Origin of the sequence: Geminocystis herdmanii PCC 6308, from assembly GCF_000332235.1 — a bacterium.
GTDB lineage: Bacteria > Cyanobacteriota > Cyanobacteriia > Cyanobacteriales > Cyanobacteriaceae > Geminocystis > Geminocystis herdmanii.
The window spans coordinates 724,419-737,846 of sequence record NZ_CM001775.1; the positions used below are offsets into that span (position 1 = coordinate 724,419).

Annotated in this window: 13 protein-coding genes; 8 read left to right on the forward strand and 5 right to left on the reverse strand. The window is 33.9% G+C overall.

Translation table 11 applies throughout. The features are described from left to right. Window positions 1-68: 68 nt before the first annotated feature. The 4 genes from SYN6308_RS03585 to SYN6308_RS03600 all read right to left on the reverse strand — a co-directional run bounded on the left by SYN6308_RS03585 (window position 69) and on the right by SYN6308_RS03600 (window position 2,818). Window positions 69-854, reverse strand: a complete 786-nt coding sequence (locus tag SYN6308_RS03585) for an ABC transporter permease (RefSeq protein WP_026101900.1) — start codon at window positions 852-854, stop codon at window positions 69-71. 11 nt (window positions 855-865) lie between these two features. Next, window positions 866-1,234: a hypothetical protein gene (locus SYN6308_RS03590; protein ID WP_017293063.1), complete on the reverse strand. Its 369-nt coding sequence runs from the start codon at window positions 1,232-1,234 to the stop codon at window positions 866-868. 215 nt (window positions 1,235-1,449) lie between these two features. Further along, complete coding sequence (locus tag SYN6308_RS03595; protein WP_017293064.1) at window positions 1,450-1,989, reverse strand: late competence development ComFB family protein; 540 nt, start codon at window positions 1,987-1,989, stop codon at window positions 1,450-1,452. A gap of 115 nt (window positions 1,990-2,104) precedes the next feature. Beyond that, window positions 2,105-2,818, reverse strand: coding sequence for a response regulator transcription factor (locus SYN6308_RS03600; RefSeq protein ID WP_017293065.1), 714 nt, complete (start codon window positions 2,816-2,818; stop codon window positions 2,105-2,107). A gap of 342 nt (window positions 2,819-3,160) precedes the next feature. Between SYN6308_RS03600 and SYN6308_RS21690 the strand changes: the two genes are divergently transcribed. Beyond that, complete coding sequence (locus SYN6308_RS21690; RefSeq protein ID WP_017293066.1) at window positions 3,161-3,451, forward strand: type II toxin-antitoxin system prevent-host-death family antitoxin; 291 nt, start codon at window positions 3,161-3,163, stop codon at window positions 3,449-3,451. Beyond that, window positions 3,444-3,713: a type II toxin-antitoxin system RelE family toxin gene (locus SYN6308_RS03610; RefSeq protein ID WP_017293067.1), complete on the forward strand. Its 270-nt coding sequence runs from the start codon at window positions 3,444-3,446 to the stop codon at window positions 3,711-3,713. The genes SYN6308_RS21690 and SYN6308_RS03610 overlap by 8 nt, the downstream gene beginning before the upstream one ends. A gap of 27 nt (window positions 3,714-3,740) precedes the next feature. On the opposite strand, the gene SYN6308_RS03615 is transcribed toward SYN6308_RS03610, so the two are convergent. Then, on the reverse strand, window positions 3,741-5,264 hold the full coding sequence (locus tag SYN6308_RS03615) for a hypothetical protein (RefSeq protein WP_017293068.1): 1,524 nt from the start codon (window positions 5,262-5,264) through the stop codon (window positions 3,741-3,743). A gap of 74 nt (window positions 5,265-5,338) precedes the next feature. Here SYN6308_RS03615 and SYN6308_RS03620 point away from each other — a divergent pair, with 74 nt between their 5' ends. The 6 genes from SYN6308_RS03620 (at window position 5,339) to SYN6308_RS03645 (ending at window position 13,069) form a co-directional block, all read left to right on the forward strand. Next, the gene (locus SYN6308_RS03620) at window positions 5,339-6,655 is read left to right on the forward strand and encodes a dihydroorotase (protein WP_017293069.1); all 1,317 of its coding nucleotides are present in this window, start codon (window positions 5,339-5,341) and stop codon (window positions 6,653-6,655) included. A 198-nt stretch (window positions 6,656-6,853) separates the two neighbouring features. After that, window positions 6,854-8,686 (forward strand): hypothetical protein, encoded by a 1,833-nt coding sequence (locus SYN6308_RS03625; RefSeq protein WP_017293070.1) that lies wholly within the window; start codon window positions 6,854-6,856, stop codon window positions 8,684-8,686. Window positions 8,687-8,852: 166 nt separating this feature from the next. Beyond that, a complete protein-coding gene (locus SYN6308_RS03630) occupies window positions 8,853-9,923 on the forward strand; it encodes a RuBisCO accumulation factor 1 (protein ID WP_017293071.1) in 1,071 nt (356 codons plus the stop codon). Between the two features lie 159 nt (window positions 9,924-10,082). Beyond that, a complete protein-coding gene (gene pirA / locus SYN6308_RS24810; RefSeq protein WP_017293072.1) occupies window positions 10,083-10,247 on the forward strand; it encodes an arginine synthesis PII-interacting regulator PirA in 165 nt (54 codons plus the stop codon). A 236-nt stretch (window positions 10,248-10,483) separates the two neighbouring features. Beyond that, on the forward strand, window positions 10,484-11,656 hold the full coding sequence (locus SYN6308_RS03640) for a response regulator (protein ID WP_017293073.1): 1,173 nt from the start codon (window positions 10,484-10,486) through the stop codon (window positions 11,654-11,656). A gap of 126 nt (window positions 11,657-11,782) precedes the next feature. After that, on the forward strand, window positions 11,783-13,069 hold the full coding sequence (locus SYN6308_RS03645) for a M16 family metallopeptidase (RefSeq protein WP_017293074.1): 1,287 nt from the start codon (window positions 11,783-11,785) through the stop codon (window positions 13,067-13,069). Window positions 13,070-13,428 lie beyond the last annotated feature (359 nt).

Sequence of the window (13,428 nt, forward strand, 5' to 3'; positions counted from 1 at the left end):
ATTCTACTTAATTATGTTCCGAACTGCGAATTATTTTGATTTTCAATGACGTATTTTTTACTGTAAATTCAAAGAGTTTTTTCCTTTGTAATCATTCTCTCATAACACCACCATCCCAGAAAGATCATGACGATCGAAAAGATTAGTAAGAAAAAAAAATGACCTTGAATATCCTCAAAAGATTTACCTTTTCCCCACAAATTTATTAAGGCTTCATTCATGTGAAAAATCGGATTAAATTGTGCAATTTCTAAGAGTTTTTTCGGAAATAAAGAACTAGGAAAAAAAGTTCCCCCCATGATTAATAAAGGAACGCCAAAAGTAGCTACGATCGCATTCACATCTTCCGTTCTTTTTGCTAATTGAGTACCTAAAATAAACCCTACTCCCACATAACTTATTATACTCAAAATAATGATAATTAAACCTAAAATTATTGACCCAGAAATAGACATTTCTTTAATGAGTAAAACGATTAACAACAATCCATAAACTAATAAAGTTTGTAATAAACCAATAAAACTATGGGCAAAGAAAATTCCTAGAAAATAAGAAGCCCCATTAAGAGGAGAAATAAACAATCTTTTGAGAGTTTTTTGTTCCCTTTCTGCCACAATAGTTGCGATCGTCCCCCCTAAACAACTAAAAAACAAAGCCGCCCCCACTAAACTAGAAGGAGCAGATATTTTCATGGCTAAAGCCGTGGTAATTTTAGCTCTTTCGGCAATGATATAACTATTAATTAAAAGAATAAAAATAGGAAACATAGCCCAAAAAATAAGGCTTCTTTTTCTTCTAAAAAGTTCTATTAATATTCGTTGACTTACCGCTAAACTTTCATCAATATTTTTGATCATAACATTAATTATCGTTGAGAATCCCGTCTTCCCAAATCATAAACTCCACAGGAAATACAAGCTAAAATTCCCACACTAATTAACCAATTTCTACCTAAAGTAACATCAGTTAACCAATTAAATAAAATTCCCATGAGCAAAAAAGGAATTATACTCATCAAAGAAGCAAAAAAGGCATTTTGAGATTCTCTCCCTTTACGAGTACGTTCAAATTCCCCATCGTTGGTATAAAGAAAACGTTCCGCAAAATTAAACCAACGGCATAACCCGTCAATTACAGACTCTCTCAAAGTAGCAAGACTAATATATAAAGCTAAACACCAAAGACAACTCCCCGCAATAATAGTTGTATTAATTCCCAAACTAAAAGGCAACATAATTTTTTATTAGACTTTTCGACAAAAGATTTTTGATAAGTTTGTAGGGGTTTTAACCCTAATCAATTACTCACAGTGTAATTCATTACACGGCTAATAGTTACCGTTCAATAAATTGAAGTCAAAATTTTTCACAAAGGTTCAATTACTCCTTACTTCTTACTTCTTACTTCTTACTTCTTACTTTTTACTTTTTACTTTTTACTCTTTACACCTTAATTCCCCTCGTAATTCGAGGCTTGAGATTGTAATAACTGACTGACTTGTTTGAATACATTATTAGCTTGTGAGCCTTTGCTAATCATGTGTCTTTCTGGATGAAATTCCGGTCGATCGAGATATAATAAAATAGCCTGTTCTACTTGTTCTAAAATCAAGGTTTTTAACTCATCCTTGGCTCTACCTCTTTGAAACTCTGCACCTTCTTCAGTGGTTGCATACAAAGGCGGTAAACGATTAAGGGCATAGGCTGAAATATCCCCTACATCCAATAATTTATTACTGGTAGTTTCTATTTCCGCAACCCGAGAAATTACCTCACTTACAACTAATTCCTCCATGACATTAATAAATTGTTTTCTAGGCATTGCCACCACTTCCCCTGTTAACAATGCGCCCATTAGTTTATCTAAAGCCATATATTCATCGACAGAAAGTTCTGAAGATGTTTCACATAATTTTCCGACTTCCGCTTCCATGGTAGGAGTAAGATAACCTGTTTCTAAGGCTTGATCGACAATATGATTTATTCCCATAAAAATTTCTGTTATTGATAATTAATTATTCTATATATTATTATTCATTGTTATTAATTTATAACAAATATAACTGACTGTTATTTAGTCTTGAGGATGTGATTTTTCTCAAAGCCTAATTTGTATTGGTTTGATTTAATTCTAAACAATATCCAGCACCATAAATAGTTTTAATATAACGAGGTTTGCGTGGGTCTGGTTCTAGTTTGGTGCGTAAATGCCTAATATGAACCCGAATAGTCTCAATATCATCATTAGGATCATATCCCCATACTTCTTTGAGTATATCACTAGGTGCTACTGTTTGTCCATGACGTTGTAATAAACAATGTAATAATTCAAATTCTAAATGGGTTAATTTAATAGTTTTGTCGAACCATATCGCCTCAAACCTTTCTGGTACGAGGGTTAAAGCTCCAAAATTAAGAATTTCAGTGTGTTTAGCTGTCGCTAAACTTCGTTCACTTCTTCTCAATAAGGCTTTGACTCTCGCTAACATTTCTTCTACTTCAAAGGGTTTTGTTAAGTAATCATCTGCCCCAGCGTTGAAACCGTCAACTTTATCTTGAGTTTGTCCTAATGCTGTTAACATTAGTACAGGTATATTGACAGTTCGATCGTCCCTTCTGAGTCTTTGACAGACAGTAAAACCATCAACTTTGGGCAACATCAAATCTAACATGATTAAATCTGGTTGGATTTGTAATGCTAGGGCTTGTCCTTTGATTCCGTCTTCCGCTTGACATATATCATATCCTGCCATTTCTAAATTAATGGACACTAATTCTGCGATCGCCGCATCATCATCAATTACTAATATTCGAGACATTATCCAATTTGACCTATAGTTTTTTGAAAAAAAAGATTAATAAAAATTGCAGTTGTAAAACAAAAATTCTCAAAATTTATCTTATGGTAATGATTATAAGCAACATCTTTCAAATTTAATAAGTTTATTTAACCTTTTATGACACTTCTACACCAAAAACAGAGAATACGGTTAGATGTAACTCGTCATCCTAAATCAGTTTATTCTGGGTAACGTCAATAATTAATTAGGACTGATCGAATTTTTCTTAGTAAAATAGGTTCGATCGATCCTCCTCAGTGTAATCAATTCCATGGACTTTATAATAGAATAAAAATAATCACTAAATGGAGAAATTAACTAATGATTACAGTAAATCACAATGTTGATTCTAATAATATTTTAGAATTAGTTAAAAAAGCTGAAACAAAAGGGGAAAGAATTGTTATTGAGAGAGAAGGCAAAGGTAAAGTTGCTATTATTAACTATGCCGATTTGCGGTTATTAGAAGAATTGGAAGATGCTAGAGATTGCACAGAATTACGTCAGGCGATCGAAGAAAGTAAAGGGAAACCTAGTATTACATTTAATGAATTATTAGATGAATTAGGGTTGACAATTGAAGATTTAACCTCTGGAGATGAAGATGAGTAAAGAATATTCTTTGATTATTGAACATTCTGCTAGAAAAAGTTTAAAAAGTCTTCAACCTAAATTTATTAAACAGATTGTTTTTAAGATATTTACTTTACCAGATAATCCGTTTCCTCAAGATTCTAAAAAGTTAAAAGGTTTTAAAGAAAGTTATCGAGTAGATCAAGGAGAATATCGAATTTTATATACTGTTGAAGATGATAAAATTAGAGTCTTTAAAATTGGGAAGCGTAATGATGATGAGGTTTATCAAAATTTATAAATTTATTCATAAAATTAACCTGTATTATTAATTATTAATTGCTCTTGTTTCATCCATTAAAGCCTCTATATCTTCATCGGATAATTGTTGAATATAATTAACTTTTACTTCTTCTAATAAAATTACTAATAATTCCTCTATTTTATTCACATCATATCGAGCATTGGGTCGTAAATTTAAAGTTTTAGTGGCTTTATTAATAATCTTTTCTAAATGTTTCTCAAAGATAGGGTCTTCTTTTAAAATACCATTCATACTATTCAAAAATATTTGATAAGATTGAGTCGCTAATTTATTGCTAATATTCTCAGGAAAACTTTGAAATCCGGGTAAGTTTTTTATATTTTCATAAACGGGGGATTCGGTAATAGTTTTTAGCATTATATAGCTTAATAAAACTTCTACTTCTGGACGAATTTCTGGTAACATTTCATAGACGACTAAATTGATTAATAATTTAACTATTTCCGCCGATTCATTCTTACCACTTAAGTTAATATATTCTTTAATTTCTTGTTGAAATAATGTTTTTTCGATCGAACCTTTTTCAATAGTTTTTTGGACTTGATTAACGATTCTCAACACCACAATTTGAGTAATATCTCCTGCAATTCCTGCTACAAAACCTTGACTAATTTGTTTTTGTATGCGTTTATAAGTTAAGAGTTTACTATCATTTAAACGAATACTAATAGGGATAATTCTTAACCATCTTAAATAAGGTGAAAAGAAAATTAAATCATACCAACGCCAAAAAATTGCATCCTGAAATTTAACTCCGTGATAACGCATACTAATGACGAGACAACGAATCATAAAATCAGTAAAAATAATCACTATAAAAGGAAAATCTAATAAGCCAAAATAATCGACAAATCTACCATTTTCTCCGATGGGTCTCCAATAATTTGTATTAATTAATGGTCTAATTTTTTGGTTAAAAAACCTCAGTTGTCCATCTAAATTATTCTCTAAATTATCCACAGTCCAAAAGGAAGTAAAAGCAAATGTAGAGGAAGATTCTGGATTGTCTATATAGTTATCCATGTGTTCCCTCATTCTATTTTTAATAATTTCTAAAGTGCCACTTTTATTAGCTAATCTAAAAGGATCTTCTCTAATCATATCAACACTCATTTCTCTTAATCTTTTTAAGATTTCTTGGGTTTTTTCATTATCTAAACCATATTGATTAATCCTGTTTTCTAACAAATCAACTTCCTCTAAATAAAACTGTGTATCTCTATAAGGTTCAATACCTTTTATCACATCATATTGAATAATTTTTTCTCTCAATCTTTTCGGTACAATTTCTAATTGAATACCATTAGATTCATAAGGACCTAGTTTAAATTGTCCTACAGTTATCACTCCATTTAACCATATATCTCGTAATGGAATATAGCTTAAATCAAACAAGACTAACCCAAAATTTAACACTGATACCAATGCCATGATTCGACTAATAAATAATCGATCGTAATACCAATTTAACAATTTGAAAAAAAAGAATAATTTTTGTTGCGATTCATTAGATTGAGAACTTTTCATGGGTTAAGATATTGAAAATAATTGTCAGTTAACAACTTAAAATTTTTTAAATTATTAAATAATTTATTATAACTATGACTTCTAATTTATTAATTCGTAATGCTGAAATTTTATTACCTGATGGTAATCTTTTCTTAGGAGATTTAAGCATCAAAGACGGAAAAATTGCCGAAATTGGTACTCAATTACAAGATGATTCGGCACAAATTATCGATGCTACTGGTTTAACTTTACTACCGGGGGTAATCGATCCACAAGTCCATTTTCGTGAACCGGGTTTAGAATATAAAGAAGACCTGTTTACTGCTTCTTGTGCCTGTGCTAAGGGGGGAGTCACATCCTTTCTGGAAATGCCCAATACGAGACCTTTAACCACCACTCAGGAAAGATTAGACGAGAAGTTGCACTTAGCTAGTCAAAAATGTTTAGTCAATTATGGCTTTTTCATGGGGGCAACGGCAGAAAATCTCGATGACTTGAGAAATGCCAATCCTGCTTGTGGTATCAAAATTTTTATGGGATCAAATCATGGCGCTTTGTTGGTAAGCACAGAGGAAGAAATTGAACCGATTTTCGCTAAAGGTAGTCGTTTAATTGCAGTCCATGCGGAAGATCAAGCTAGAATTGTAGAGAGAAAAAAACAGTTTCAGGATATTACAGAACCTGCGATTCATTCTGAGATTCAAGACGAAACCGCCGCGCTCAATGCCACGAAATTGGCGGTAAAATTATCTAATAAGTACCAACGCCGTTTACACATTTTACACCTTAGCACGGGTATCGAAGCGGAATATTTACGAGAACATAAAAGCCCTTGGATTTCTACGGAAGTCACTCCCCAACATCTGTTACTGAATACTGATGATTATGAAAGAATCGGTACTTTAGCACAAATGAACCCTCCCCTTCGATCGAAAGAAAATAATGAAATTCTCTGGAAAGCCTTACTAGATGGAGTTATTGACTGTATCGCTACCGATCACGCTCCCCATACTTTAGAAGAAAAAGCGAAATCCTATCCCCATAGCCCTTCGGGAATGCCGGGGGTAGAAACTTCTTTACTCTTGATGTTGACGGAGCATAAAAAAGGACGTTGCACCCTTGCTCAAGTAGTTAAATGGATGTGTACCAACCCTGCCAAACTCTACAATATTCCTAACAAGGGAGAGATTAAAGTCGGTTATGATGCTGATGTAATTTTAGTCGATTTGAAAAATTATAAACCTGTTTTAAAGGAAAATTTAGCCACAAAATGCGGTTGGAGTCCCTTTGAAGGTTGGAGCTTGACGGGGTGGCCAGTCTATACGATCGTACTAGGGAATATTGCCTTAGAGAAAGGAAAACTCAATACCGAAGTGAGGGGAAAAGCCTTAACTTTCGGAAGTAATTAGGAATGAGGAATTAGGAATAGGTATAAATCGGAAATGTCATGTTAAGATATGCTAAGAAAAATTTTATCTATCATTATCAATAGTCAGTTTACATATTTATAATTTTAACTTTTTTATATTTTTAGTCGATCCCGTAGCGCCATTCCTAGCGCTCGAATCAAGTCATTTCACCATCTTTTAAGATAAACGATTTAACCTATGACCACAAACACAGAAAGCAATAATTGGAAAATTTCATGGCAATTATTGAGTTTGATTTTAGCCGTTAGCTTCGGCGGAATCGGATTTTTAGCCACCACAGTCTTATTACGTTTACCCAGTAACCCCAGTTGCAACAGTATTTCTCTATTTTTTAGCTCCGCCACTAATCGAATTTATTGTGCTCAACTCGAAGCCGAAAAAAATGAAGTCGATAGTCTCTTAAAAGCTATCGCCCTCTTAGAAGAATTATCCCCAGAACATCCCCTACGCAATGAAATAAATCGCTATACAAAAGAATGGTCAGAAGATATTTTAAAACTAGCGGAAAAAGAATTAAATCAGGGAAAATTAGAAGAAGCCATTGCCATTGCTCGTAAAATTCCCTCCACCGTACAAAATTACGCCATGGTAGAAGAAACCATCGCTCAATGGAATGAAATTTGGGACAAAGCGGAAACAATTCAAGAAGAAATTGAGACTGAATTAAGAAATTCTCAATGGAATAAGGCTTTTTTAGTCGCCGTTAACTTATTAAATATAAATAATGATTATTGGCAAACGACAAAATATCAAGAAATTGTTAAAACCATTAATTTGGCAAGGGAAGAAAGTAAACAGCTTGATGGTGCTTATATTACATTGAGAGCTGGAGGATTAGATAATTATCTGAAAACCATTGAAGTCGCTTCTGTGATTCCTCCCTCTAGTTATTCCTATAACGAAGCGAATAAATTAATTGAAGAAGCGGAAAATAAAATTACTGATATGGTAGTTACGTTTGTTGATAATAATGATTGGAATGGATTAGGTGATTTAGCTTCTAAAATTCCTGATCAAAGTAAACTCAAAACTCAGGCTAGAGATTGGACAATCATCGCTAGTGCTGGAAGAAATGCTAATCTTGGTACGGTGTCAGGGATGGAATTGGCTATTGCAGAAGGGGAGCAGATTCCCAGTGATAGCAAACTTTATAATAAAACTAGAGAACTTTTACAATCATGGATTGCTCAAAAAGAAGATTTGACTCATTTAGCTAATGCCAGAGATTTAGCTCGATCGGGTAATATCGGAGACTTAAACGCCGCTATCACCAAAGCCCAATTAGTGGGTAATGATAATCCTTTATATCGAGAAGCTCGTCAAGAAATTCGTCAATGGCAAAGAGAAATACAAATCCAAGAAGATAAACCAATTCTCGCTCAAGCTCAACAGTTAGCATTAGGTAATAATATACAATCGTGGCAAAATGCCATTAATCAAGCCAGTCAAATTAAGTCCGATCGAGCATTATATACCGAAGCCAGTGATTCGATTCGGGAATGGCGCCGTAACATTGAACGAGTGGAAGATCGACCTATTTTAGATCAAGCCATGGCATTGAGTAATGGTAGTGACTTTCAACAAGCCATTAACGTTGCTAGTCGTATCGGCAGAGGAAGGGCATTATATACAGAATCTCAAAATGAGATTCGCCGTTGGCGCCGTGAAATGAACGCCCAAGAAGACTTACAAAGAGCCTATCAAACTGCCCAAAACAGTGATCCTCAATCTCTTTCCTCCGCCATCAATATTGCCCGTAGAATCCCCTCTAGTGCCTCCATTGAAAGCCAAAGTCGTCAAGCCGTCAATCGATGGTCAGAACAGCTTTTAATGACTGCCCGAAGAACGGCGGGAGATTATTCTTTAAACTCGATCGAACAAGCCATCAAAATCGCCGAAATGATCCCTTCTGGTACTTCCGCCTACAACCAAGCTAGAGAAGAAATCCGCAACTGGCGCAAGGAATTAACACCCTCCTTAAATTATGAAATACAACCAATTAATAATTAATGAAGAATGAAAAATGAAGAATGAAGGATAAAGAATGAAACTATACAAAACAATTCTAAGTTCAATTTATTGAACGTGATCCGATTAACCGTGTAATTCATTACACGATGGGTTATTGATTAACAACTTTTCCCATACCTATTACCTATTACCGAATACCTAAATTATGATCACCAATAACCATACTTTGACACCAGAAGAAAAAGAAACCATCATCATCTCTCTATTGCATAAAAAAGGATGTTGGGTTGATTGGGGCAAAGGTTGCCATAAACTGCAACTGTCAGGTGTTGAAAAACAAGAAATTTTTGAAAAAACAGGATTACAAACCAGTCAACAAAACTTAGTTGTCGTTGCCAGTCAAGTATATGATAGTTTAGTAAAATGCGAAGCACCCCAAGAGTTATTAACCTATTATCAAGGTCCTCGCAGTGATGTATTATACGAGTTTAGAGTTTTAAATCACGAAGAAAGACTAGCCGCAGCACTTTTAGCCAAGGAAAAACAACTAGATGTGGATGGTGCATCATTTTTAGCCAAAGCGATGAAACACTTTTCTCATTTATCCCAACCGCCAACGGGTTTTACTATTCACCCCGGAGATGCTGTTGCTTATCAACATTGGAAAAGCGCTCGTCAAAAAAAGACATTAGCTGATAAAGCTCGTTTGATTTCTGAAGGCTTGAAATTTGCTCATTCTCCTAGTGCAAGACAATTAATTGAGCAGTTATTAACGGAAGCCGTTGATTCTACCGCCACACAAAATGCTCCTTTATTACCGATTTATCGTTTAGAAAGTGATGAAGAATTACCCTGTATTTTGCCTGTGGCGGGTACTTTTCCCCTTACTCTTGAGGATTTAGATCATATACCCCTTTTCGAGTTAATTGATCCTTTTGGTGTCACTAAAATTGCTCAAAATACCCAAGTTGTTTCTATTCCTAGTTGGCAGGTAATTTTAAAAGCTCAACATCCAGCGGTGATTTTCTGTCGTAGCGAAGATTTACCCAAGGCTACCAGTACTAAATCTGAGGAGTTTTTAGTTGTAGTGGATTTAGCGGTTAAAGAATGGAATATTAATCATTATTTTATGGTATCTGAAGACGATCGAATTAAATTTAACTGGTTCGATCGTACTCCATCTTCCCCCATTCTAGGTCAACTATTACTGATTTTGAGACCAAAAAAAATCCTTGACGAAGGTAATTTAACTGAACCTTGGCAAATGGACGATTAGACGATTAACAATTAACAATTAACAATTAACAATCTATTTTGCACGAGTACTTAATTCACCTTATTAAGTTTTTGTAACAAATGATACAGATTTATTTTTTTTTGTTATTATGGAAATAAGAAAATAAATAATTAATAAAAAAAAGAGGTATAAAAAATGATGAATATTACTCGTAAAAGTCAAATGAGTGCCAATGCTGGTCAAGCCTACAAAGATAGTTTACGCAAAAATATAGAACATCGTTTAGAAGTAGCTAGAAGTCAAGGGGATCAAAAATTAATCGAGCAATTAGAACAAGAAGCGGCTTATTTACATTTAAAATAAAAACATACTCATCAAAAATTTATTGTTTTTTTATGAAAAAAGATGAAGAAGGGGAATACCCCTTTTTTTTTGTGGAAATTTGCTAAAAATCCCCTGAAGAATCTAATATTTGTCAACATTTCATGATAAATATGATTTGAGTTAAATGGATAATGTTAAGTTATTTTCTTTGATATTAAAGTTACAATAAAATAATAAAAGATAAGTCTTTATTTACGTTCGGAAAAGAGGGAACTATGGTAATAAAAACTGATGTGATGACAGAGTTAAAAGAAACTCTAAGTACGATCGCCAAAGAAAATAAAAATGGAGTCTTATTCTGCAAATCGAAAGAAGTTGTGGGAGAAATTCATTTTTTTTCAGGAAAATTAGCTTATGCCGTCATCAAAAAGCATCGAGTTAGAAGGTGGAAAAGAGGATTAATTAAAGCCAAAATAGAGGATAAATTTGACACAATTTCTTTTAGTAACGAACAACCTTGGGAATATGAATTATTGCATCATCAATTAGGACAAAAAAAAATTGGTATGACTCAGATAAAAGAGGCGATTCGTTATGTAACAGATGAGGCTTTTTTTGAGTTATTGGGATACACTGATTTACAACTACAATGGCAAGATAAGCAAAAAACTCAATCAGGTTTAGTCTTGGTGTTAGCTTTATCAGGTCAAGAAGTTAGCCTCATATTAGATAGTGTGGTTAAATTAAGGACTAATTGGGAGAGTCTTGGTTTAAAAGCGGTTAGCCCCAGTTTAGCACCATTATCAAAGTTGGATGAACCCAAACAATCATTACCTTTATTAGCTGGTTTGGAAGGAAAATTAAGTATTTGGGATTTGGCTATAAAAAACAAAAAAACCATTATTGATTTGATTCAATTACTAATTCTTTACATTCGTAAAGGCGTGGTTAAATTTAGGGAAATACCAGACATCAATTCTCCTAACGCAACTCCATCGGCAAAAGTGACGAGGGAATCTTCTCCTGTTATAGAATCTTCTCCTCCCCCTTCAACGTCAAAAGAGAGTACGTCTAAAACAAAAGCGGTTCTCATTGCCTGTATTGATGATAGCCCTGTTGTCGCTCATAATATTAAGAAAATTCTTACACCTGCTGGTTATGAAATATTAGCTATTCCCGAACCCATGCACGGTTTTTCTCAGTTAATTCAACATCAACCATCGTTGATACTTTTAGATATTAATATGCCTAACGCTAATGGCTATAGTGTCTGTCAGTTTTTGCGTAATTCTCCAGTGTTTGAAAAAACTCCAATTATTATTTTAACGGGGCAGGATACCAATATCGATCGAGCTAGAGCAAAATTAGTCGGTGCGACAGATTTTTTAGCTAAACCCCCCGATGCAAAAATTTTACTTGCCCTTATTCAAAAATATCTTTCTTTATAAGGAGTGGAGATTAGTGTTTTATATAACAGAATGAGAATATTTGTTAATTGTTAATAATTCCTGACTATTTTATGTAAATGTCAGTATTAGAGTTAAGATTAAGAAAAGGTAAATAAATGTTATTACATGATATTATCACTAGACTCTAAATTAAAAAGTCCACCGTCTTGTCGTTATGATCTTGACATCATTTCTTTTGCGAATGGATTAACTTTAGTTCATCAGGAAATACCCACTAGTTCTGTGGTTGTTGCTGATATATGGGTAAATGCAGGTGTCACCACTGAGCCAAAATCTTGGTCTGGAATTTCTCATTTTTTAGAACATATGATCTTTAAAGGCACAAAAAATATTTTTCCGGGAGAGTTTGATTACATCGTGGAAAGTACGGGAGGATGTGCCAATGCCGCTACAAGTTATGATTATACTCACTTTTTCCTGACTACCGCTTCTCAATATTTACCCGATACTTTGCCTTATTTAGCGGAAATTATTTTACAAGCGGAAATTCCCGATGAAGAATTTTATATTGAGCGAGATGTGGTTTTAGAGGAAATTCGATCGAGCTATGATGATCATGATTGGATTATTATGCAAAGTCTCGCTAACACTATCTATGGAAATCATCCTTACAGTCGATCGGTATTAGGAGAAGAACCTTTACTCCTACAACATACTCCTAATCAGATGCGATGTTATCATAAAACCTATTATCAACCAGAAAATATGACGGTGGTGTTAGTGGGGAATATCGATCGAGATAGTTCCATTTCTTTGGTTGAAAACTGTTTTCAAGATTTTACCATTCGATCGGAATGTCCAGACGTATATTTTGATAGCGAACCACCGATGATTGACATTCACCGTCAAGAGCTATTTTTACCTAGATTAGAACAACCTCGCCTCGTTATGGGTTGGATTGGACCGGGTATCGAAAATTTAGAAGGAGCGATCGCTCTTGATATGTTATCCTTAATTTTGAGTGGTGGTAGAACCTCAAGATTAGTCAGAAAATTAAGAGAAGAAGAACATTTATTATTAGATATTAGTTGCGATTTTTCCCTGCAAAAACATTCTAGCTTATTTACTATTACAGCTTATTTATCTAGTCAAAATAGTCCACAAATAGAGAATATTATTCGCAATCAAATTCATCGATTACAGAAAGAACCTGTTACAGCAAATGAACTGAAAAACTGTCAACGATCGTTATGTCACGACTATATATTTTCCACCGAAACCCCTGAACAATTAGCAGGATTATATGGTTATTATCAAGTTTTAAAACAAGCAAAATTAGCCCTCAAATATCCCCATATAGTAAAACAATTCACCGCCGAAAAATTACAGGCTTATGCCTCTCAATATCTCTCTCCCGAATATTATGCCGTGTGTGAAATTAAATCTTGTTAACGGTAAATAAGTGAGTAAAATTAATTGTATATTTACATTAAAATTGAGTTCAATTTATTGAACAGTATCTATTAGACGTATAATTCATTACACGTTGGGATAAGGGTTTTCACCAATAAATCGCTTTGCAATAAATCGCGCAGCGTTGCGAGGCACGAAGCAATCTCAAAGCTAATAGCTTAAGTCTGCTAAAGCGACTAACAAAAATTAAATTTTGTCCCGACTTTGAAAAAACCCTAATATCCTAACACCCCAACATTTTACTATACTCATCAAGGTTATAATCTGATGTTGCAAAATGTATAGTTGCCTCTTGCCTACTTGCCTTTTGCCTACCTTCACCAAACTCAAATTATGCC